18 protein-coding genes and 1 tRNA gene are annotated in these 22,801 nt (G+C 70.0%); 8 read left to right on the top strand and 11 right to left on the bottom strand.

All coding sequences use genetic code 11. From position 1 onward, the window contains the following. Positions 1-7: 7 nt before the first annotated feature. The 8 genes from CP981_RS26585 to CP981_RS26550 form a co-directional block, all read right to left on the bottom strand. A complete protein-coding gene (locus CP981_RS26585; RefSeq protein WP_085922922.1) occupies positions 8-1,132 on the bottom strand; it encodes an LCP family protein in 1,125 nt (374 codons plus the stop codon). A 404-nt stretch (positions 1,133-1,536) separates the two neighbouring features. Next, positions 1,537-3,573, bottom strand: coding sequence for a transcription termination factor Rho (gene rho / locus CP981_RS26580; protein ID WP_085922921.1), 2,037 nt, complete (start codon positions 3,571-3,573; stop codon positions 1,537-1,539). Between the two features lie 373 nt (positions 3,574-3,946). Further along, positions 3,947-4,864 (bottom strand): homoserine kinase, encoded by a 918-nt coding sequence (gene thrB / locus CP981_RS26575; protein ID WP_085922920.1) that lies wholly within the window; start codon positions 4,862-4,864, stop codon positions 3,947-3,949. A 344-nt stretch (positions 4,865-5,208) separates the two neighbouring features. Continuing rightward, positions 5,209-6,285, bottom strand: a complete 1,077-nt coding sequence (thrC, locus tag CP981_RS26570) for a threonine synthase (RefSeq protein ID WP_085922919.1) — start codon at positions 6,283-6,285, stop codon at positions 5,209-5,211. Between the two features lie 8 nt (positions 6,286-6,293). Next, entirely contained in the window at positions 6,294-7,586 is a 1,293-nt protein-coding gene (locus CP981_RS26565; protein WP_085922918.1) for a homoserine dehydrogenase, read from the bottom strand. 137 nt (positions 7,587-7,723) lie between these two features. Continuing rightward, the gene (lysA, locus tag CP981_RS26560) at positions 7,724-9,115 is read right to left on the bottom strand and encodes a diaminopimelate decarboxylase (RefSeq protein WP_085922917.1); all 1,392 of its coding nucleotides are present in this window, start codon (positions 9,113-9,115) and stop codon (positions 7,724-7,726) included. A gap of 26 nt (positions 9,116-9,141) precedes the next feature. After that, a complete protein-coding gene (nrtL, locus tag CP981_RS26555) occupies positions 9,142-10,263 on the bottom strand; it encodes an ArgS-related anticodon-binding protein NrtL (protein WP_085922916.1) in 1,122 nt (373 codons plus the stop codon). 98 nt (positions 10,264-10,361) lie between these two features. Beyond that, the gene (locus CP981_RS26550) at positions 10,362-10,889 is read right to left on the bottom strand and encodes a response regulator (RefSeq protein ID WP_345677087.1); all 528 of its coding nucleotides are present in this window, start codon (positions 10,887-10,889) and stop codon (positions 10,362-10,364) included. 222 nt (positions 10,890-11,111) lie between these two features. Between CP981_RS26550 and CP981_RS26545 the strand changes: the two genes are divergently transcribed. Continuing rightward, positions 11,112-11,183: transfer RNA gene (locus CP981_RS26545), tRNA-Arg, on the top strand. Positions 11,184-11,568: 385 nt separating this feature from the next. Here CP981_RS26545 and CP981_RS26540 read toward each other — a convergent pair. After that, entirely contained in the window at positions 11,569-12,855 is a 1,287-nt protein-coding gene (locus tag CP981_RS26540; RefSeq protein ID WP_085922915.1) for a cytochrome P450, read from the bottom strand. Positions 12,856-13,549: 694 nt separating this feature from the next. On the opposite strand from CP981_RS26540, the gene CP981_RS26535 reads away from it, so the two are divergent. From CP981_RS26535 to CP981_RS26515, 5 genes are all read left to right on the top strand, one after another. Then, positions 13,550-13,912 (top strand): SH3 domain-containing protein, encoded by a 363-nt coding sequence (locus CP981_RS26535; RefSeq protein ID WP_085922914.1) that lies wholly within the window; start codon positions 13,550-13,552, stop codon positions 13,910-13,912. A gap of 273 nt (positions 13,913-14,185) precedes the next feature. Continuing rightward, positions 14,186-15,871 carry an FtsW/RodA/SpoVE family cell cycle protein gene (locus CP981_RS26530; protein WP_425282221.1) on the top strand — a complete coding sequence of 562 codons (1,686 nt, stop codon included), beginning with the start codon at positions 14,186-14,188 and terminating at the stop codon, positions 15,869-15,871. Then, on the top strand, positions 15,868-17,322 hold the full coding sequence (locus tag CP981_RS26525) for a penicillin-binding transpeptidase domain-containing protein (RefSeq protein WP_085922913.1): 1,455 nt from the start codon (positions 15,868-15,870) through the stop codon (positions 17,320-17,322). Before CP981_RS26530 ends, CP981_RS26525 begins: the two co-directional genes overlap by 4 nt. A gap of 101 nt (positions 17,323-17,423) precedes the next feature. Then, entirely contained in the window at positions 17,424-17,912 is a 489-nt protein-coding gene (locus tag CP981_RS26520) for an HD domain-containing protein (protein WP_244329796.1), read from the top strand. A gap of 242 nt (positions 17,913-18,154) precedes the next feature. Next, positions 18,155-18,937 (top strand): ABC transporter ATP-binding protein, encoded by a 783-nt coding sequence (locus CP981_RS26515; RefSeq protein ID WP_085922911.1) that lies wholly within the window; start codon positions 18,155-18,157, stop codon positions 18,935-18,937. Positions 18,938-19,017: 80 nt separating this feature from the next. On the opposite strand, the gene CP981_RS26510 is transcribed toward CP981_RS26515, so the two are convergent. Further along, positions 19,018-19,494 carry a MarR family transcriptional regulator gene (locus tag CP981_RS26510; RefSeq protein ID WP_085922910.1) on the bottom strand — a complete coding sequence of 159 codons (477 nt, stop codon included), beginning with the start codon at positions 19,492-19,494 and terminating at the stop codon, positions 19,018-19,020. 117 nt (positions 19,495-19,611) lie between these two features. On the opposite strand from CP981_RS26510, the gene CP981_RS26505 reads away from it, so the two are divergent. After that, positions 19,612-20,490 (top strand): alpha/beta fold hydrolase, encoded by an 879-nt coding sequence (locus CP981_RS26505; RefSeq protein WP_085922909.1) that lies wholly within the window; start codon positions 19,612-19,614, stop codon positions 20,488-20,490. Positions 20,491-20,520: 30 nt separating this feature from the next. Here the strand turns inward: CP981_RS26505 and CP981_RS26500 are convergent, their stop codons facing one another. After that, entirely contained in the window at positions 20,521-21,627 is a 1,107-nt protein-coding gene (locus tag CP981_RS26500) for a ferritin-like domain-containing protein (RefSeq protein ID WP_085922908.1), read from the bottom strand. Between the two features lie 181 nt (positions 21,628-21,808). Between CP981_RS26500 and CP981_RS26495 the strand changes: the two genes are divergently transcribed. Further along, positions 21,809-22,756: an AurF N-oxygenase family protein gene (locus tag CP981_RS26495; protein ID WP_085922907.1), complete on the top strand. Its 948-nt coding sequence runs from the start codon at positions 21,809-21,811 to the stop codon at positions 22,754-22,756. The last annotated feature ends 45 nt before the right edge of the window (positions 22,757-22,801 follow it).

Here is a 22,801-nt window from a genome sequence, read left to right as displayed (position 1 = left end):
ACAGCGGCTACTTCACGTAGTTGTCCGTGCCGCCCTTGTCACCGGCCGACCCCTTGATCGCGGACTTGGGGATCTCCTTGTCCTGCCGGAGCGCGTCCCAGACCTGGCGGCTCTGCTTGGTCAGCGGCAGCACCCGGTCGGGGTCCTGGGGGTCGTAGGCCACCGGCAGCGTCATCATGTCGATGTTCTCCGCACCGATGCTGCCCAGGCTCTTGGCCAGGCCGGTCAGTTCACTGACCGAGTTGAGGTCGGTGTCGGTGGTGACGGCCTTGGTGGCCGTGTCGGCGATGTCGTAGAGCTTGGCGGGGTTGGTGAGCACCCCGACGTTCTTGACCTGCTTCAGCAGGGCCTTGATGAAGGTCTGCTGGAGCTGGATGCGGCCGAGGTCGCTGCCGTCGCCGCCGGGGACACCGTGCCGGGTCCGGACGAGGCCGAGGGCGTGCTCACCGTCCAGCGTGTGGGTGCCGGGCTTCAGATGCAGATGGCTGCTGTTGTCGTCGATCGCCTTGCTGGTGGTGATCTCCACCCCGCCCAGCGCGTCGATGAGCTTCTTGAAGCCGGTGAAGTCGACCTCGACGAAGTGGTCCATCCGGATGCCGCTGATCGTTTCGACGGTCTTCACGGCGCAGGCCGGGCCGCCGACCTCGAACGCGGTGTTGAACATCGCCCGGTTCGCCCCGGGGACGTCCTTGCCGTCCTTGGAGCAGTCGGGGCGCTTGATCATGGTGTCCCGGGGGACGCTGACCACGCTGGCCTTCTTACGGCCCTTGTAGACGTGCATGATCATCGCCGTGTCGGAACGCGCGGCGCCCTCGTCCCGGCCGTACTCGTTGTTCTTGCCGGCGCGGGAGTCGGAGCCCATCACCAGGATGTCCATCGACCCGTCGTCGACATTCTTCGGCCGGTCGTGTCCGAGGGCGGCGTTGATGTCGACGCCCTTCAGATTGCCGTTGAGCTTGAAGTAGACGTAGCCGAGTCCGGCACCACCGAGCAGCACCACACTGACCAGCCCGCATACAGTGATGGTCGCTATTCGGCGGCGTCGGGTCGGCCCCTTGCGCCGGCGTCCCTTGGGACGTAGGGCGCGGCCACGGGTTTCGGCCGTCTTCGCGCTCCCGCTGCTGTCCGCCATCTGCTCCTCAGTCCTCGTTCGCTCGGCTGCCCCTCGCCGCCGCCGTGCGGAGTGCTGCCACGGCCCGTTGCTCCTTGTCAGACGGGAGGTCGACGGGAAGGGTTGCACAGCGAGTCATGAGCGATTTCTTAGAAATCCGCGGCGGCCGGGTGGACAGCCCCGGGACCTTCGCCTGCATCACCTGGGCTTTCGTCCCTTTTTCCGCCATGGCTGGAACCGTGCGGGTTCCCGCGGATCTGTGCGGAAGGTCTCAGGCGCGCCCGTGAGGGGGCCTTCGGGGCGCGGCCCAGGTCACAGATCACCGCCCGCGGCCCGTCCCGTACGGGCCGCCCAGCACAAAGCCCCCCTCACCCGTGAGGGCGAGGAGGGCTCGGTGTACGGCGCCAGGACGCGCCCGGCGGGCGTCAGTCGTTGCCGTTGCCCGCGGTCGGGGTCGTCTTCTGGATCTGGAGCAGGAACTCCGCGTTGGACTTCGTCTGCTTCATCTTGTCCAGCAGCAGCTCGATGGCCTGCTGCTGGTCCAGGGCGTGCAGCACCCGGCGCAGCTTCCACACGATGGCGAGCTCGTCGCTGCCCATGAGGATCTCTTCCTTACGGGTGCTGGACGCGTCCACGTCCACCGCCGGGAAGATGCGCTTGTCCGAGAGCTTGCGGTCGAGCTTGAGCTCCAGGTTGCCGGTGCCCTTGAACTCCTCGAAGATCACCTCGTCCATCCGCGAGCCGGTCTCGACCAGCGCGGTGGCCAGGATGGTCAGCGAACCGCCGTCCTCGATGTTGCGCGCCGCACCGAAGAAGCGCTTCGGCGGGTAGAGCGCGGTCGAGTCGACACCACCGGACAGGATGCGGCCCGAGGCCGGGGCGGCGAGGTTGTACGCACGGCCCAGACGGGTGATCGAGTCCAGCAGGACGACCACGTCGTGACCCAGCTCGACGAGGCGCTTGGCGCGCTCGATGGCCAGCTCGGCGACGGTGGTGTGGTCCTCGGCCGGGCGGTCGAAGGTCGAGGAGATGACCTCGCCCTTCACCGACCGCTGCATGTCGGTGACCTCTTCCGGACGCTCGTCGACAAGGACGACCATCAGGTGGCACTCGGGGTTGTTGCGGGTGATCGAGTTGGCGATCGCCTGCATGATCATGGTCTTGCCGGTCTTCGGCGGGGCCACGATCAGCCCTCGCTGGCCCTTGCCGATCGGCGTGACCAGGTCGATGATCCGGGTCGTCAGACCGCCCGACTCACCCTCCAGGCGCAGTCGATCCTGCGGGTAAAGGGGCGTCAGCTTCCCGAACTCCGGCCGTCCGCGGCCCTGTTCGGGCGCCACGCTGTTGACCGTGTCGAGCCGGACCAGCGCGTTGAACTTCTCGCGCCGCTCGCCGTCCTTGGGCTGGCGGACCGCGCCGGTGACGTGGTCACCCTTGCGCAGACCGTTCTTGCGGACCTGGGCGAGCGAGACGTAGACGTCGTTCGGGCCGGGCAGGTAGCCGGAGGTCCGGATGAACGCGTAGTTGTCGAGGATGTCGAGGATGCCCGCGACCGGGATCAGGACGTCGTCCTCGGACACCTGCGGCTCGTTGCCGAAGTCCTCACGGCCGCCGCGACGGCCCCGGCGGTCGCGGTAGCGGCCACGACGGCCCCGGCGGCCACCCTCGAAGTCGTCGTCGTCCTCGGTACGGCGGTCGCCGCGGTCCCGCTGGCGCTGGCCGCCCTGTCCGCCGCCGTCACCGGCGTCGCCCTTGCGGCGGTCACGCTGGCGCTGGCCGCGGTCACCGCGGTCGCCACGGTCACCCTTCTGGCCGCGGTCACCGCGGTCGCCGCGGTCCTGGCGCTCGCCGCCCTTGCCGGGCCGGCCCTCGCCGGTCTCCTGCGGGGACACCGCGGTGTCGGTCTTGGCGTCCGCCTTGACCTCGGTCTTCGCCTCGACCTTGGTGTCGGTCTTGAGGTCGCCCGAGGCGGCCTCGGGGCTGCCCGCGGCGGAGGTGGCGCGACGCCGGCGGCGCTCGCCGGCCGGCTGCTCGTCGCTCACCGGCTGGCCGGGGATGTCGATCTGCTGCTGGGCCTGGTCCGCGGCCTTGTCGCCCTTGGCGGACTTGGCGGACTTGCCGCCGGCCTGCTCCGCGCCGTCGTCGCCGGTGCGGGCCTTGGAGGTCGTCCGGCGCTTGGGCTTGGTCTCGGTGTCGGCAGGCGCGTCGGCCTTGGCGGCGGAGCCTGAGCCTCCGGCCTGCTTCTCCTTGATGACCTCGATCAGCTGGCTCTTGCGCATCCGCGCGGTGCCCTTGATACCGAGGCCTGAGGCGACCTGCTGAAGCTCCGCCAGGACCATGCCGTCAAGGCCGGTGCCGGAACGGCGGCGCCGCGTGGTAGCAGGCGCGGCGGCAGCGTCCGTGGCGGGCGCGGTGGCACTGCCATCGGTGCGCGCGCCCATCAGATCGGTGGTGTCGCTCACGAAGGGTCCTTCCCTGGAGCGGGCGTCGGCCTGTCTGGCTCGGCGACCGGTTGTGCTGTCCGGCTGGGTCCTTGGTCTTGTGGACCGGTGCCGGGGCGGTGGTCCCGCCGGAAGTGGCGGAGAGATCAGTTCATGGCGCCGGCGTGAAGAGATGCAGAGTGGCCCATGTCGTCACGCCGATTCCGGAGCGTGCTCACACCTGCTCAGGCCATTGCTCCGAGCAGTTTGGGAGGCTCCCGGAAGAAAGTGGTCCCTATGGGGGACACGAAGCACCGCGCCACTCAGGCGTCGAGTACTGACTTGAGGTTAACACTACCGGGTCCAACAAACATTCCCCCTCTCAATGACCGGCAATCGTCGATCACCCGCGTGATCACCCGGCGAGCGGCAGTACGCAGGTGCCCGCCGCATCGAGGGTCAGCCGGTTGGCCGCCCACCCCTCTCCCGCCAGTGCCGCGACCTTGTCGGCCGCCGCGTCCTCGACCAGTGCGAGGACCGTGGGGCCCGCACCGGACACAACTGCGGGGACGCCGTCCGCACGCAGTCGGTTCACCAGGGCCACGCTCTCCGGCATCGCGGGGGCGCGGTACTCCTGGTGGAGTCGGTCCTCGGTCGCGGCGAGCAACAGCTCGGGGCGCCTGGTCAGGGCCTCGACGAGCAGTGCGGCGCGGCCGGCGTTGGCCGCGGCGTCCACATGCGGGACGGTGCGCGGCAGCAGTCCACGGGCGGTCTCGGTCAGCACCGGCTTCCCGGGGACGAAGACCACCGGAACGATGGAATCGGCGGGATCCATCCGGATCGCGTGGGCGGTTCCGGTGTCCATCCAGGCGAGCGTGAATCCGCCCAGCAGACAGGCGGCGACATTGTCGGGGTGGCCCTCGATCTCGGTGGCCAGCTCCAGCAGCCCGGCGTCGTCGAGCTTCTGTTCACCGCCTATCGTCACGGCGCGGGCGGCGACGATGCCCGCGCAGATGGCGGCCGAGGAAGACCCCAGGCCACGGCCGTGCGGGATGCGGTTGGCGCAGACGATTTCCAGGCCGCGCGGCTGCCCGCCGAGCAGCTCGAAGGCGGCGCGCATCGACCGTACGAGCAGATGACTCTCGTCGCGGGGGAGCGTGCCGGCGCCCTCACCTGCGATGTCGATGTGCAGTCCGGAGTCGGCGACGCGCACCACGACATCGTCGTACAGGCCCAGGGAAAGACCCAGGGCATCGAAGCCGGGACCGAGATTGGCGCTGGTAGCGGGGGTGCGCACCCGGACGGCGGCGGCGCGGAACGCGGGACCGGCCATCGCTCGATGACTCTCCTTGATTGATGCTGCGGTACTGCCCCGGAGCGCCGCGGCACCGAAGTGCCCGGCCGACTTCCTGGGGTCTGTTCTGACCTGCCCTGAACACCACTGCGTTATGCCGTGGGGAGGGGAGTTGGCTGCCAGCCTATCGAAGGAAGGTTCTGTCGCGACATAGGGCGCACAGGAGGCGCACGATGCGTGTCGCGCGCCTTCCTGTGCCCCGACGCCGCCTTCGATGATCTTTGCAGCCTTTGCGCAATTTGCTGCGCGGGGGATGACGGGGCGCGGGCCGCCCCGTCATCGTGTGCCGTACGCGGCGAATCCGCCCGTACGGCCGCCGGGTCCTAGGCGAGGCCCAGGCGCTCGGCCGCGGCGTCCGCGTCGATCGGGACCGTGACCGGCTGCGGCGCTCCGGCCACCGCCCAGTCCGGGTCCTTGAGGCCGTTACCGGTCACCGTGCAGACGATGCGCTGGCCGGGGTCGACCTTGCCCTCTTCTGCGGCCTTGAGCAGACCGGCCACCGAGGCGGCCGAGGCGGGCTCCACGAAGACGCCCTCCCGCGCCGCCAACAGGCGGTAGGCGGCCAGGATTTGACGGTCGGTCACGTCGTCGATGAAGCCGCCCGACTCGTCCCGCGCCTGCTGGGCGTACGACCACGAGGCCGGGTTGCCGATACGGATCGCGGTGGCGATGGTGGTCGGGTCCTTGACGACCTCACCGCGCACGATCGGCGCGCTGCCGGAGGCCTGGAAGCCCCACATCCGCGGGGTGTGCGAGGCGATCCCGTCGGCCGCGTACTCGCGGTAGCCCTTCCAGTACGCCGTGATGTTGCCGGCGTTGCCGACGGGCAGCACATGGATGTCGGGGGCGTCGCCGAGCATGTCGACGATTTCGAAGGCCGCGGTCTTCTGGCCCTCGATGCGCACCGGGTTCACGGAGTTCACAAGTGCGACGGGGTAGTTGTCGGAGAGGCTCCGGGCCAGCGTCAGACAGTCGTCGAAATTTCCGTCGACCTGGAGGATCTTCGCGCCGTGGACCAGCGCCTGGCCCATCTTGCCGAGCGCGATCTTGCCCTGCGGGACGAGGACGGCGCAGACCATGCCGGCGCGGACCGCGTAGGCCGCGGCCGAGGCGGAGGTGTTGCCGGTGGAGGCGCAGATGACCGCCTTGGCGCCCTCCTCCTTGGCGCGCGTGATGGCCATCGTCATGCCGCGGTCCTTGAAGGAACCGGTGGGGTTGGCACCCTCGACCTTGAGGTGCACCTCGCAGCCGGTGCGCTCGGAGAGCAGCTGCGCCGGGACGAGGGGGGTGCCGCCCTCCCGGAGGGTGACGACCTCGGTCGTGTCGCTGACCGGCAGCCGGTCACGGTATTCCTCGATGATTCCGCGCCACTGACGGCTCGCGGTGGAATTGGCAGACATGGGTTCCTTTACTCCCCTTCGACCCGCATGATGCTGGCGACACCGCGCACGGTGTCCAGCTCGCGCAGTGCCCCGACGGTCGACGACAGGGCCGCGTCCGCCGCTCGGTGGGTGACGATGACGAGGGATGCCTCGCCGTCCTTGCCCTGCTGACGGACCGTATCGATCGATACGCCGTGATCGGCGAAGATGTTCGCGACCTGCGCGAGCACGCCGGGCTTGTCGGCCACATCAAGGCTGATGTGGTAGCGCGTGGTGACCGCGCCCATGGGGCTGACGGGCAGCCGGGTGTAGGCGGACTCGCCCGGTCCGGTGGCCCCGGCGAGCTTATTGCGGCAGACCGCGACCAGGTCGCCGAGGACCGCGGAGGCGGTCGGCGCACCGCCCGCGCCCGGCCCGTAGAACATCAGCTGGCCGGCCGCCTCGGCCTCGACGAAGACCGCGTTGTACGCCTCACGGACGGAGGCCAGCGGATGCGTCAGCGGAATCATCGCGGGGTGCACCCGCGCGGTCACCGACGCACCGTCCGCGGCCCGCTCGCAGATGGCCAGCAGCTTGACCGTGCAGCCCATCCGCTTGGCGGAGGCGATATCGGCCGCGGTGACCTCCGTGAGGCCCTCGCGGTGCACATCGTCGATGGTCACCCGGGTGTGGAAGGCGATACCGGCCAGGATCGCGGCCTTGGCGGCGGCGTCGAAGCCCTCGACATCGGCGGTCGGGTCGGCCTCGGCGTAGCCCAGCGCGGTCGCCTCGTCGAGCGCCTCGCTGTAACCGGCCCCCGTCGAGTCCATCTTGTCGAGGATGAAGTTGGTGGTGCCGTTGACGATGCCGAGCACCCGGTTGACCTTGTCGCCGGCCAGCGACTCGCGCAGCGGCCGCACCAGCGGGATCGCGCCGGCGACGGCGGCCTCGTAGTACAGGTCCGCGCCATTGGCCTCGGCCGCCGCGTGCAGCGCCGCCCCGTCCGCCGCGACCAGCGCCTTGTTGGCGGAGACCACGCTCGCACCGTGCTCGAAGGCGGTGGTGATGAGCGTGCGGGCCGGCTCGATACCGCCGATGACCTCGATCACGACATCAATGTCGCCGCGTTTGACGAGCGCGGTCGCGTCGGTGGTGACCAGCTCGGCCGGGACGCCCTCGCGCACCTTGTCGGGGCGGCGGACGGCGATCCCGGCGAGCTCCACGGGCGCACCGATACGGGCGGCGAGGTCGTCGGCGTGCGTCGTCATGATGCGCGTCACCTCTGAGCCGACCACACCACAGCCCAGGAGCGCCACTTTCAGCGGACGCGTACGCATCATTCGACCTCTGCTTCTCATCGATCAGCGAATTCCAGCTTGCTCATGCACAAGTCTCACGCACCGAACGGCAGTTTCCGCCCGTCGTCCAGATGCCGAGACATTTATTTCACCCGGGGTCGGGATCCGGCGATCCGGCCCTACCCGACATCCAACCGCAGGAGATCTTCCTCCGTCTCCCGCCGGACGATCACCCTGGCCGCACCGTCCTTCACCGCTACGACCGGCGGCCGGAGTGAGTGGTTGTAGTTGCTCGCCATGGAACGGCAGTACGCACCGGTCGCCGGCACCGCGAGGAGATCCCCCGGCGCCACATCCGCCGGCAGGAAGGCATCGCGTACGACGATGTCGCCACTCTCACAGTGCTTGCCGACCACGCGCGAGAGCATCGGCTCGGCATCGGAGGTACGCGAGACCAGCGCCACGCTGTACTCCGCGTCGTAGAGCGCCGTCCGGATGTTGTCCGACATCCCGCCGTCCACGGACACATACGTCCGCAGCCCTTCCAGCTCCTTGACCGTCCCGACCTCATACAGCGTAAAGGCGGTCGGGCCCACGATCGCGCGCCCCGGCTCGACCGACAGCCGCGGCATCCGCAGCCCCGCCGACTCGCACTCCCGGCGCACGATCTCGCCCAGCGCGGTGGCGATCTCGTGCGGCTCGCGCGGATCGTCGTCCGAGGTGTACGCGATGCCGAGGCCGCCGCCCAGGTCGATCTCGGGCAGCTCGATGCCGTGCTCGTCCCGTACCTCGGTCAGCAGCTGCACCACCCGGCGGGCCGAGACCTCGAATCCCGCCATATCGAAAATCTGCGACCCGATATGGCTGTGAATTCCGATGAGCTCCAGGCCGTCCAGCTTGAGCGCCCGGCGCACGGCCTCCGCCGCCTGCCCGCCCGCCAGCGCGATACCGAACTTCTGGTCCTCGTGCGCGGTCGCGATGAATTCATGCGTATGCGCCTCGACACCGACCGTGACCCGGATCTGCACCCGCTGCCGCTTGCCCAGCCGCTCCGCGACATGGGCGACCCGCACCATTTCCTGGAAGGAATCGAGCACGATCCGCCCGACGCCCACCTCGACGGCCCGGGTGATCTCCTCGGTGCTCTTGTTGTTCCCGTGCAGCGCGATCTGCTCGGGAGGCATTCCGGCCGCCAGCGCCGTCGCCAGCTCGCCCCCGGAACAGACGTCGAGGTTCAGGCCCTCTTCGTGCAGCCACCGCACGATGGCCCGGGACAGGAACGCCTTCCCGGCGTAGAAGACATCGGCTCCCGGCCCGAAGGCGTCCTTCCAGGCCCGGCAGCGCGCCCGGAAGTCGTCCTCGTCCAGGAAATACGCCGGAGTGCCGAATTCCGCGGCGAGCGCGGCGACATCCAGCCCGCCGACGGTGACCACACCGTCGGCGTCGCGCTGGACCGTACGGGACCAGACCCGCGGGTCGAGGGTGTTCAGATCGGCGGGCGGCCCGGCGTAGTGCCCCTCGGGCAGCACATCGGCGTGCCGGGGTCCTGCGGGGTGCGCGGAACGGCTCATGACAGTGGAGATCCCCTCAAAATCGTTCAGAGGTGTTCGGGAGCGGAGATGCCGAGCAGTCGCAGGCCGTTGGCGAGCACCGTCCGGCCGGCCTCGGCAAGGGCCAGCCGGGAGCGATGCACGGCCAAGGGTTTCTGCTCCCCGACGGGCAGCGGCGGATAGACGTCATGCCACCGGAAGAACGCGTCCGCCGTGGCCTCCAGATGCCGCACCACCCGGTCCGGCGCCCGCAGCCGCGCGGCGCTCTCGACGGCGGAGGGGTAGGTGGCGAGAAGGGTGTGAAAGCTCTTCAGGGCCTGCGCGGCGGACCCGGCCCCGTCCGACGAGCCGTCGTCCGCGGCCTGCCCCCGAACCGGAGCACCCACGTCCCCCGGCTCACTCCCGAACCCCAGCTCCCGTGCGTGACGCCCGAGCGCCCGCGCCCGCGCATACGCGTACTGCACCCGGAACCGCGGATTGCTCTCCCGCTGCACCGGCCGCTCGGGCACCCGCACCGGATCCTGCGCGGCCGGCCGCAACAACACCCAGCGCGCTTCGTCGGCGCCGAGGCGGGCGACGAGAGTGGCGAGGTCGTACGGAGTGGGCGTGAGAACGGGCTGTTCACCGGCGACACGGCGACCACCGAGCCCGGCCGCCGTGTCGATCCGCGCGAGCGCCTCGGCGACGACGACGGCGCGGGCGTCACCTGCCGGGGCAGTCGTGGGGCCGGCCGCAGGGGCAGTCGCCGGGTCGGTCGCAGTGTGGGCAGCCGAGGCGGTCGCGGAGCTGGTCGCCGGGGCAGCCGTCACCCGGCTCTGCCCCGCAGCCGGTCCCCCGTAGCTCTCCCCCCGCGCCAGTACCTCCCGTACCAACGCGACCTGCGCCCCGTCCCCCAACGTGAAGTTCAAGAACCCCGGCCCGGCGATCTCGACCCGGGCGATCCCGGCGCTTCCGCTCAGCCGCTTCCGCAGAATCTCGGCGACCTCGTGAGCCGGCCGCCCCGCCTGCTGGGCAAGCTGGAGCGCGACATTGGAGGCGTAGTCCCCACACCCGGGCCGCGGCGGCGGCTGCACCACGATCCGCGCCGGCACGGCCACGGAGAGCTCCTGCTCCTCCACCGCACCACGCACGGAGCGCAGGACGGTACGGGCGAGCTCAGCGGGGGTCACAGGACAAGCGTATGGGAGACCCGGGGTACCCATGCGACCCGGTTTCGCCCTGTGGACACTCCCCGTCACGCTCCAGGGCGCCCGGTCACCACGTCCGGCTACTCCCCGCCCGTATCCACCATGCCGACCCCACCGGACGCCGCGACCCCACCGGACGGGGCAGCACGCCCCGCCGCTCCCCCGCCCCCGTCGCTTTCCCCGTCCTCTTCCCCGGCCCCACCCTCGGGCCCACGCTCGCGTTGCCGCTGCCGCCCCTCCCGCACCAGCATCCCCACGATCCGCACCAGCTCGGCCGGCTCGAAAGGCTTCGCGAGAAACGCGTCCACGCCCACCGATTCGCCGTTGTCCACCTCACCCTGGGTGCACGCACTGACGATGGCGATCGGGATGTCCCACGTCCGCGGATCGGAGCGCAATCGCGCCGCGGTGTGCAGACCGTTGAGCCGCGGCATCACGACATCAAGGGTCACGACATCAGGTCTCACGTGGTGCACGACATCCAGACATTCGGCACCATCAGCCGCGGTCACGACCTCGAAGCCCTCCAGCTCGAGATTGACCCTGATCAACTGGCGGATCACCTTGTTGTCGTCGACAACAAGGATCCGACCGGACAAGCCAGGCACACCATGAGACTAGGACCCCACCTGCGACTGCGTCCCGGTTTTCCCCACTTCCGCCCCCGTGCGAGGGACCTTTCCCCGAGCGTCCCGCACCACGGCCCGCACATGCGCTACGGCCCGGTCAGCCGGCCGCACCCCCCGTACCCGCCACCGACGAAACCTGTTCATGAACACCCCATCAGAGCTGGTAGGGTTCTACCCGTCGCCGCAACACACAGCGACAACGCCCCCGTAGCTCAGGGGATAGAGCAACGGCCTCCGGAGCCGTGTGCGCAGGTTCGAATCCTGCCGGGGGCACCTTGAATGAGGTGCCTGAAGACCCCGCCAGCGCAGAGATGCTGGGCGGGGTCTTTTCATGTCTGCGTGCCGTCGATGGTGAAGCGCGAGTACCGGCGGTGAGGGCAGCGGATACGCACCGTGTCCGGCCCGCTCGGGGGCGAGAGGGGCGACGGCCGGTGGATCCAGCGAATCGCGCGTACCGGACCACGTTTCCGTCGCATTCGAGGCCATGCCCCGGGAGTTCCTGAGCCGGCGGCCGGAACCGCTGTGCGCTTTGCCCCAGTTGACGGTGAGCCATATGTGGGCGGAACGACGACTGGACACGGTCCGGGCACCGCAAAACCGGGCACCAGGCGCCTCGGCCGAGTGCCCGGTCAGTGCGGGGCGCAGGGGTGGGGTGGGGTCAGTTGTTGAGATGGACCGGGAGCGATTCGAGTCCGTAGACGATGGAGAGTTTGCGGAATTCGAGGTCCTCGGGGTTGGCGGCGAGGCGCATGTTCGGGAAGCGGCGTACCAGTGCCGGGTAGGCGGCGCGGAGTTCCATGCGGGCCAGTTCCGCGCCTACGCAGCGGTGAATTCCGTAGCCGAAGGCGAGATGGGAGGGAACGTTGCGGGTGGGGTCGAACTGTTCCATTTCCGGGCCCAGTTTGCCGTCCCGGTCCGCACCGCTCAGTGAGCACAGCACCACATCTCCGGAGGCGATCTGGACGCCGCCGATTTCCAGGTCCTCGCGGGCGAAGCGCGGGAAGGCGACCTGCACGACGGTCAAGTAACGGAGGAGTTCCTCGACATAGCTTTCGACGACGTCGTCGCCGTCATGGAGGGCCGCGAAATGCTTCGGGTCCTGGAGGAGGACGAGGGCGCCGAGGGCCAGCATGCTGGCGGTGGTTTCGAAGCCGCCGGTGAGGACGCCGTCGGCCAGGCCTGCGAGTTCTTCGTCGCTGACCGTGTCGCCGTGTTCCTTCACGATCATGCCGAGCAGGCCGTCACCCGGGTTTTCGCGCTGCTTCTTGACGATGTCCCGGAAATACGAAAGGGATTCAGATATGGCGCCGAAGGAGGCGTTCGCTCCGCTGAAAAGGTCGAAGCGGGCGGCGCTGAGGCGTTCGAAGTCGGCGCGGTCTTCGTAAGGGACGCCGAGGAGCTCGCAAATCACGAGGGAGGGAATGGGGAGGGCAAATGAGTGGACGATGTCGACCAGTTCGCCGTCCTTTCCTGCCTTTTCCATCGCGTCGAGGCGTTCCTCGACGATCTCATGGATACGGGGTGTGAGCCGCCCGAGGCGCCGCATGGTGAATTCAGGCGTCAGGAGCCGACGGAGACGGGTGTGCACGGGCGGGTCGGCGAATCCGAGTCCGCCGGGGTTCTGTTCGGCGCCGGCGCCGGCCTTGCCGACGAGGTTGGTGAAGTCGGAGCTGAAGGCATTGGCCTTTCCGAGCACCGCCTTGACCTCGTCGTAGCCGGTGACCAGCCAGACGTTGGCGGCTATCGGCACGGGAAGCTTGCTGACGGGCTCCCGCTCCCGGACGGCTGCCAAATCGCCCACCGGGTTGAGGCCGTCGCGCCGCAATGGCATCAGGACGGACTCGGGCAAGAAAGACATTCGAGACAGGTCGAAGCCTTTCTTCTGTGTTCTCGCCAGATACATGCGGCCGGCCCAGGCGATGATCCGGGAACGGAGAGTCGTCATGACGCTAATACTGCCTTTCGTCGAGGGGGACGGTCACCCGCGCTCGGCGGCCCAAGACGGCCGGGACAGCACGGAACCCCCACTCGGCGTCTACGGGTGTGACGTACGCCATAGCCCCTCGCTTGCGGTGGTCATGGCACAGGTCCATGCCATCGACCGGAGTCTTCGGTCGTCCGCATCAGCGTGACGAGCTCGGCCTCGGCCTTCTTCTTCTATTCGGTCTGGACGAGTTTACAAAGTGCCATTGGCGGCGTTCGCGGAACAACCCGGGATACCCCTGGGAGACCCCTGGTTCGACCCTGACTCTTCCCTGACTCCCGTATGACTCCCTCATGGCTCCTTCCTTAGACGTGCGCCCGGCGCTACGAGTTGCCCGCCGCTCTCGCGCACTTCCTGTGGGCCGCCTCGCCTTCGGCCGCCCGGCGCCGCCGCTCAGCGCCGATCACAGAGCGTGATGAGTTGCGGACTCTCCGCGCCCTCCTTAGCGTGAGAGGAGAGCGAGGCAGGCGGCACGGCGCGGTGCGGGAGGGCGGCGCGTGACGGAGGAGCCGCACTCGTAACCGGGGAAGGGTGCGACAGGCACCGCACCGGCGGGGCGTCCGCCCCGGCCCGTCCGTTGAGTGACGCCCGGCAACTCTGCTCGATTCACCCCACAGGGATTCCCCTGGGACTCTCCCTTCGCAGGAGGAAGCGCATGTTTCCGAAGTCGAAGTCCGGCACGTTCGGCACGTTCGCTCTTTGCTTTCTGTCCGGTGCGCTGGCCGGGGTCCTCGCAGCCGGTCCTGCCCTGGCGGCCAATGACCCGGAGGGTGACGAGCTCACGGAGTACGAGGGGCGGGTCGTCGCCAAGGAGGGGCTGGTGCTGCGTACCGGGCCGAGTACCGAGTTCCGTGCGATCGGCCTGAAGGAGTACGGGTCCGTCGTCGGGATCTCCTGCCGGCTCAACGGGCAGCTCATCGAGGACAACCCGGTCTGGTACAAGCTCAGCGATGCCTCGTACGTCTGGTCCTCGACGCGGCACATCGTGAACGACGGGGAGGATCCGCGGTGGTGTTGAGGGCGGCGTGGGCCGAGGCGGCACGCCCGCCCCGGGGATGCGCCCGGCCCGGCGGTGCGCCCGTCCCAGTGGTGCGCCCCGGCGCCCCCTGAGGGCACCCCTTGCCACCCCTGGAACGACCTCTACTTCCCCCTGATCCTCCCCTGCCCTACCCCTGCATTCCCCACTGCCTCACCCCTACCTTCCGGGTGGCGTGCGCGTACGCCCCGAACGTCGCATCGGACATAACGGAAATAGCGGCCGCTGCTTGCTACGTTGCCAGGCATGACGGCAATGGCGAGGGCGGCGGCCGCGCGCCCGGCGGACACCCCTCCCCCGTTGCCGCTGCTGCCCAAGCGGCGGGGCATTGAACTGGCCCTCCTTGTAGGCGCGGTCCTGATCAGCGTCTGCGGATATCTCGTCGTGGGGCTGGCCCGCGGGCATGCGCTGCCGGGCGGTGCGGTCCGGTACGGGGCGGGGCTCGCCGGGCTCGCGCTGCTCGCGCATCTCGCCGTCCGCTTCCGCGCCCCGTATGCCGATCCGCTGCTGTTGCCCACCGCCGTACTGCTCAACGGGCTCGGGCTGGTGCTGATCTTCCGGCTCGATCTGGACACCCCGGCCGACCATGCCGCGCCCACCCAGCTGATGTGGTCGACGGTCGGCGTCGGGCTCTTCATCGCGGTGGTGGTGCTGTTGCGCGACCACCGTGTGCTCCAGCGGTACGCCTATGTCTGTGCGGCGCTCGCGCTGCTGCTCATGGCTGCGCCGATTCTCTTTCCCGCGATCAACGGGGCGAAGATCTGGATCCGTATCGCCGGATTTTCCATTCAGCCGGGCGAGTTCGCCAAGGTGTTGATCACCGTCTTCTTCGCGGCCTATCTGGCCGCCAACCGCAGCGCGCTGGCCCACACGGGACGCCGGATGGGGCGGCTGCGGCTCCCCACCGGCCGGGTGCTCGGACCGATCGTCGCGATCTGGCTGATCAGCGTCGCGGTGCTGGTGCTGGAGCGGGATCTGGGCACCTCGCTCCTGTTCTTCGGGATCTTTGTCGTTCTGTTGTACGTGGCCACCGGGCGGACCGGATGGATCGCGGTCGGGCTGATCCTGGCCGGCGTCGGGGCGGCCGCCGTCGGCACGCTGGAGCCGCATGTGCACAGCCGGGTCGAGGACTGGCAGCATCCGTTCGCCGGTATCGCGGCGGGCCGGGGGCCCGGTCAGCTCGCCCAGTCGCTGTTCGCGTTCGCGGCGGGCGGGATGCTCGGCACCGGCCTCGGCCAGGGCCACTCGTATCTGATCGGCTTCGCCATGAAGTCCGACTTCATCCTGGCGACCTACGGCGAGGAACTCGGGCTGGCCGGGCTGACCGCGCTGTTCCTGCTGTACGCGCTGCTGGTGGCCCGCGGCTACCGGGCCGCGCTCGGACTGCGGGATCCGTTCGGCAGCCTGCTGGCCGTGGGGCTGGCGGCGCTGCCCGCCCTTCAGGTCTTCGTCATCGCGGGCGGGGTGACGGGGCTGATTCCGCTGACGGGGATGGCGATGCCGTTTCTGGCGCAGGGCGGGTCGTCCGTCGTCACGAACTGGATCATCATCGCGCTGCTGTTGCGGATCAGTGATCGGGCGCGGACACCACGGCCGGAGGGGGGAGGCGCCGGGAACGGTTCGGGGAGCGGATTGGGGGGTGCGACGGGGAGTCCCGCGGGGAGTGGTGCTGCGGGGAACGGGGCGGGGAGTCGTAGCGGAGTGGTTTCGGGGAGCCGTAGTGGGGCGGGGGCGGCCGCCTCGTCAGGGAGTCCGGAGAGGAGCCTTGTGGCGCAGGACGGGGGAAGTGACGTGGGGTTCGGGGCGCGGAGCTGGGTGGTGGGCTTTCTGAAGCCGATGCGGTCCCAGGCCCGGACTCAGCCCCCATCCCGGCACCACCCCCCGACCGCCCCGCCCCCCGCCTCCGCCGATGACGCCGCGTCACCGGAGGCGGGCCGTTGATCCGCTGTATTCGGCACACCGCCGCGTTCTCCTTTCTGCTCCTTGTCGCACTCCTGGTCAACGCGGCGCGGGTGCAGGTCTTCGAGACGGAGCGCTACGGCGCCAATACGGCCAACCGCCGGGGAGTGATCGCCCGTTACGAGCAGCCGCGCGGGGCCGTGCTCGTCGCGGGACGGCCGGTCACCGGCTCCCGGGACAGCGGCGGGCGGCTGCGCTACGAGCGCACCTACACCGACGGACCGTTGTACGCACCGGTCACCGGCTACTCCTCGCAGACCTACGGGACCTCGCTGCTGGAGAGCGCCGAGGACGGCGTCCTCTCCGGCTTCGACGACCGGCTCGCCACCTTCCCCTGGTGGGACCAGCTGACCCGCACCCACCGGCCGGGCGGCAGCGTGCACACCACCATCGACCCCCGGATGCAGCGCGCCGCGTTCGACGGGCTGGGCGGAAAGAAGGGAGCGGTGGCCGCGATCGAGCCGCGTACGGGGAAGGTCCTGGCGCTGGTGAGCACGCCCTCGTACGACCCCGGTGAGCTGTCCGGCAACGACGGCGCGGTCGGCGCGGCCTGGCACCGGCTGAACGCCGCCGGGCCGCGGCCGATGCTCAACCGGGCGCTTCAGGAGACCTATCCGCCCGGCTCCACCTTCAAGGTCGTCACCGCGGCGGCCGCGCTGGAGAGCGGCGAGGTCACCGATATCGACGCCCGGACGGACTCGCCCGATCCCTACCCGCTGCCCGGCACCGCCACCCTGCTCGGCAATGCCGCGGAGGGCTGCGAGGACGCCCCGCTGAAGGACGCCTTCCGGGCCTCCTGCAACACCGTCTTCGCGCGGCTCGGCGCCGAGATCGGGCTGCGGGACATGGTCGGCATGGCCCGGCGGTTCGGCTTCAACGACCCCGGGCTGCGTATCCCGTCGCCGGTCGCGCCGAGCAACTTCGATACCCGGATGGATGCCTCGCAGGTCGCGCTGTCCGCCATCGGGCAGTACGACACCGCTGCCACGCCGCTCCAGATGGCGATGGTCTCGGCAACGGTCGCCAACGGGGGCCGGCTGGCGCCGCCGACGCTCGTCGACAAGGTGACCGATGCCAGGGGGGTCATGATCGCGGCCGGTCCGCACCGGCCCACCCGCCAGGTGATCGGCCCGGTCACCGCCCAGCAGATCCAGGACATGATGATCGACGTGGTCGCGCACGGCAGCGGCAAACGGGCCGCCATCAAGGGCGTCACGGTCGGCGGAAAGACCGGTACCGCGCAGCACGGGGTGCGCAACGAGGGGACGCCGTACGCCTGGTTCATCTCCTGGGCGCGGGCGAAGGACAGCTACGAGCCGGCCGTGGCGGTGGCCGTGGTGGTCGAGGACGCGGCCGCCGACCGCGCGGACATCAGCGGCGGGGGCAGCGCGGCGCCGATCGCACGGGCGGTGATGGCGGCGGCGGTGCGCTGAGACGCCTTGGCCGCCTGGCCTTGGTCGCCGGGGCCTTCCTCGATGGCCCGTTCGCCCCGGCCGCCCACGCCTCACCTGCCCCTCCGCGTCACAATGGCCTTATGGCTGACGCGATCCCACCCATGGAACCCGCCCTGCCCCCGCTGCTGTCCCTGGCCGAAGTGGAGGCGCTGGCCCGGCGCGTGCACTCGGGGCAGACGGACAAGGCGGGCCGCCCGTATGCCGAGCATCTCGCCGCGGTCGCGACGGGCGTACGCGAACGGGGCGGCAGTGACGAGCAGATCGCCGCCGCCTGGCTGCATGACGCGGTCGAGGACGGCGCGCTGAGCGAGGAGTGGCTGGCCGGTGCGGCGCTGAGCGAGGCGGTCAAGGCGATGATCCTGGCCGTCACCAAGCGGGCGGGCGAACCGGTCGAGGAGTACACCGCACGCATTCTGGCCACGCCGGGGGCGCTGCTGGTCAAGGAGGCCGATCTGGCGCACAACGCCGATCCGGACCGGCTGGCCGTACTGGACGCGCCGACGCGCGAGCGGCTGACGGCGAAGTACGCCCGGGTGCGGGCGCTGTTGGGGCTGCCGTCCGTGCCGTAGCCACCCCGGTGCGTACCGTACGGACGCCACCTCGGCAACGGACGCTGTCGGGGCTCCCCGAGCCGTAACGGCCCGGGGCCTCGACGCCCTCCTGCTGCCGCTCTCCGCCGGGGTCCGCACCTCGGACACCCGCACAGAAAGGTGCCGTGCACAGCTAATCTGCCGCGATGAGCCCCACGCAGCCTTCGCAGCCCCGGAACCCCGCAACGGCCACGCCGCAGCCGGCCCCCGAGTCCGCCCGGGTGATCGCCGCCCTGGAGGGAGTCGGCGTCCGCCGCTACTCCAGCGGGCAGGTCATCCTCGATGCCGTCGACTGGACCGTACGGTCCGGTGAGCACTGGGCGCTGCTCGGTGCGAACGGTGCCGGGAAGACCACCCTTCTGCGGCTCGTCGGCGCGCTGATGTTCCCGACCGTCGGCACCGTCGAGGTGCTCGGCCACCGCCTCGGCTCGGTGGACGTCCGTGAACTGCGTGCCGTCATCGGTCTGGTCTCCGGCGCGCAGAAGGTTCCGCAGGACGCGACCGGCCACACGGTCGTGCTGACCGGCGCGACCGGCACCGTGCAGCCGCTGTGGCGCAAGTACGACGCGGCCACCCGGGAGCGCGCCCATGAGCTGCTCACCGAACTGGACTGCAAGGAGCTGGCGGACCGCCCGTTCGGGGTGTGTTCGGGCGGCCAGCGGGCCAGGATCCTGATCGCCCGCGCGCTGATGGCCGAGCCCCGGCTGCTGCTGCTCGACGAGCCGTTCAACGCGCTCGATCTGCCGTCCCGCGAGGATCTGATCGATGCGCTGCACCGACTGGCCGTGGGGCGCCCGGAGTTGGCGACCGTGACGGTCACCCACCACCTGGAGGAGCTGTCCCCGGCCATCGGCCACGCCCTGCTGCTGCGCGACGGCCGGGTGCAGGCCGCCGGCCCGGTGGACGAGGTGCTGACCGGTGAGCGGATGACGGCCTGCTTCGGCCGTCCGATCGAGGTGTCCCGGCACGAGGGGCGCTGGCTGGCGCGGTCGGGCAAGCGATGAGCATGCGCGGGGCGGGGCGATAGGCGCCGTCCTGCTTCTGCGGCCGCGCCGTGGCCGGTCGCGCGGTTCCCCGCGCCCCTTCAGGGGCCCTGCGCACCCTCCTCCGTCACCGCCTCCCCCACCCCGCTCAGGAACCGCCGGATCGCCGCCTGTTCACCGGCGTCGAAGGTGGCGAGCAGGGCGATGGTGCGGTCGATCAGCGGGCCGAAGAAGGACCGGCCCAGGGCGAGGGCCCGGTCGTCGACCTCCAGCAGGACGCGGCGCCGGTCGCGGGTGTCACGGACCCGGCGGAGCAGACCCAGCCGTTCCAGGCGGTCGATGAGTGCCGTGGTGCCGGCGGAGTTCAGGCCCAGCCGGTCGCCGAGCCGGCCGGGGGTGGCCTCCTCGCCGGCCCGTGCCGCGTCCAGCAGGCTGATCAGGGCCCGGAGGTCGGTGGGGTGCAGGCCGTTGCGGCCGGCGAACCGCGCTCCGGCGAGGTCGAGTCGCACGGTCACCTCCCGCAGCAGATGAACCAGGTCCATCCCCGCCGGTTCGTCCGCCGCTTGCTGCTTCGCCATGCACCGCCGCCTTTCTTTCCGGACTTCCGCATTATTACCTCGCTCAGCGAGATACTTGCCGAGCGAGGCAGTAGTGACGGCCTCGTGCGTCTCTTCTCCTCGTCCCGGAGGTGCACCATGACAGCAGACACTCCTGCACCCACCCCCACCGCGGCCTTTCGTGCGGCCTACGAGCAGGCCATGGCGCTGTGGCCGGTCCCGGTGGAACGGCTCGATCTGGCGTCGGAGTTCGGCAGTACCCGGGTCACCGTGTGCGGGCCGGCCGGCGGTCCGCCGCTGGTGCTGCTGCACGGCGGCGGCACCACCTCGGCCGTCTGGTACGCCCTCGCCGCCTCGCTCGCCCGTACGCACCGGGTGTACGCCGTGGACCAGATGGGCGGGCCGGGGCTCAGTGTGCCCACCGGGCGGGCGCTGCGGCGGCCGGCGGATCTGCTCGACTGGCTCGACGGGGTGTTCCGCGGGCTGGGGCTGACCTCGGCCGCGCTGCTCGGGCACTCGTACGGCGGGTGGCTCGCGCTGAGCTATGCCGGGCACGCGGCGCCGGGGCGGGTGAACCGGCTGGTGCTGCTCGATCCGACCCAGTGCTTCGCGGGTTTCCGGCCGTCGTATCTGCTGCGGGCGCTGCCGCTGTTCCTACGGCCCGGGGAGCGGAGCACCCGGCGGTTCCTGGAGTGGGAGACCGGGGGTGCGCCGCCGGCGCCCGAACTGGTGCGGCTGATGGGCCTGGGCGCCGTCGAGTTCCGCACCACGAAGGTCGTCACGGGGCCGCGGCCGGACGTCACCCGGGCCGTGCCGACGCTGTTGCTGCTGGCCGGGCGGAGCCGGACGCACGATCCGCGCCGGGTCGCGGCCCGGGCCGAACGAACCCTGGCGGGCGTACGGATCGCGACCCTGGCGGGGGTCACGCACCACTCCCTGCCGTACGCCGACCCCGAGGCGCTCGGCCGCCAGGTGCTCGGCTTTCTGCCCGCCGGGCTTCCTGGCGGGACCCCCTGACAGCGGCGCGGAGGTCCGGCCGCCCGGCGGTCAGTCCTCCGCGCCCTGCTCGATGGCCGCTGCGACCTCGGCCGTACGGGCCTCCTCCTCGGCCACGAAGCGCTCGGCGTCCAGCTTCTCCGCGAGTTCCTCGTCCTGGGCCATGAGGAGGTCGAGGTTGGAATCGCCCATCTCGAAGACGCCCATGTCGACATAGGCGCGCTGGAGGCGTTCGCCCCACAGGCCGATGTCCTTCACGCAGGGCACGATGCGGCTGAAGAGCAGCTTGCGGAAGAGGTGCAGGAATTCGGAGTTCTCAGTGAATTCGGCGGCTTCGTCGTGCGGAATGCCGAAGTTCTCCAGGACTTCCAGACCGCGCAGCCGGTCGCGCATCAAATAGCAGCCCTCGATGACGAATTCCTCGCGTTCGCGCAGTTCGGCATCGGTGAGCTGCTTGTAGTAGTCGCGCAGCGCCATGCGCCCGAAGGCGACATGGCGCGCCTCGTCCTGCATGACGTACGCGAGGATCTGCTGGGGCAGCGGTTTGGTGGTGGTGTCGCGGATCATGCCGAAGGCGGCCAGCGCCAGGCCCTCGATCAGCACCTGCATGCCGAGGTACGGCATGTCCCAGCGTGAATCCTTGAGGGTGTCGGAAAGCAGCGCCTGGAGGTTGTCGTTGACCGGGTAGAGCATCCCGATCTTTTCCTGGAGGAAACGGCTGTATATCTCGGCGTGCCGCGCCTCGTCCATGGTCTGGGTGGCGGAGTAGAACTTCGCGTCGAGGTCCGGAACGGATTCGACGATCCGCGCCGCGCACACCATCGCGCCCTGCTCGCCGTGCAGAAACTGGCTGAACTGCCAGGAGGTGTAGTGCCGGCGCAGATCACCTCGGTCCTTCTCGGTCATTTTGTCCCAGTACTTGGTGCCGTACAGGGACATGGACTCATCCGGGGTGCCGAGCGGGTCCTGGGGGTCCACCTCCAGCCCCCAGTCGATCCGCAGATTGGCGTCCCACTGCTTGTCCTTGCCCTTCTGGTAGAGCGCGAGCAGCCGTTCGCGTCCGTCGTCGTAGTCCCAGCTGAAGCGGGCCGCACCGGAGGCGGGCACCTTCCAGACGGGGTCGCCTGGGTCCTGCACATAGAGATCTCGGGTCGGCACGGACGCCTCCTGGGGTCGCCAAACGCCTTGTCATGGGCGGTCGTTGGCAGGCTCACACGTTCCTTACCGACGGGTCAATAAGTCGTGCACGGGGGATTGACGAGCTTACTGACACGCAGTCTCATAAGAGATGACCACGGGGAGGACAGCCCCCGACCCCCAGAGCGAGGTAGCCACAGCCATGACGAGCGCGCCCACCGCGATGACCGAGACGGACACCGAAGTGCTGCGGGACGCCCTCGGTCTGCTCAAGGACCGGGAACAGGTCGCCGAGCGACTGCTCGACTCCTCCGCCAAGCACTCCTTCGACCCCGACACCGAACTCGACTGGGACGCGCCCCTGGAGGACGGCAAGTGGTTCTGGCCGCCGGAGCTGGTCTCGCTCTACGACACCCCGCTCTGGCGGAAGATGTCCCTGGAGCAGCAGCAGGACCTGTCCCGGCACGAGGCCGCCTCGCTCGCCTCGCTGGGCATCTGGTTCGAGATCATCCTGATGCAGCTGCTCGTCCGGCACATCTACGACAAGCCGGTGACCAGCGCCCATGTCCGCTACGCGCTCACCGAGATCGCCGATGAGTGCCGGCACTCCAAGATGTTCGCGCGCATGATCCAGAAGGGCGGCGCACCGGCGTATCCGGTCTCCCGGCTCAACCACAACCTCGCCCGTGTGCTCAAGACGGTATCCACCACCCCGGGGTCGTTCGCCTGCACACTGCTCGGCGAGGAGATCCTGGACTGGATGCAGCGGCTGACCTTCCCGGACGAGCGGGTGCAGACGATCGTGCGCGGGGTGACCCGTATCCATGTCGTCGAGGAGGCCCGGCATGTGCGCTACGCCCGCGAGGAGCTGCGCCGCCAGATGGTCACCGCGCCGCGCTGGGAGCGGGAGTTGACCCGGATCAGCTCCGGCGAGGCGGCCCGGGTGTTCTCCCTCGCCTTCGTCAATCCGGACGTGTACACCCACGTCGGGCTGGACAGGCGGGAGGCCGTAGCCCAGGTCAAGGCCAGTGGCCACCGCCGCGAGGTGATGCAGTCCGGCGCCCGGCGGCTGACCGACTTCCTCGACGAGATCGGCGTACTGCGCGGTATGGGCCGCAGGTTGTGGCGCAGCTCGGGTCTGCTGGCCTGAAGCGGACGGCATGGACCCGGTACACCCCGAGCACCTGTACGAGCC

Origin of the sequence: Streptomyces platensis (assembly GCF_008704855.1) — a bacterium.
GTDB lineage: Bacteria > Actinomycetota > Actinomycetes > Streptomycetales > Streptomycetaceae > Streptomyces > Streptomyces platensis.
This window is presented reverse-complemented; position numbering and strand designations above follow the sequence as displayed.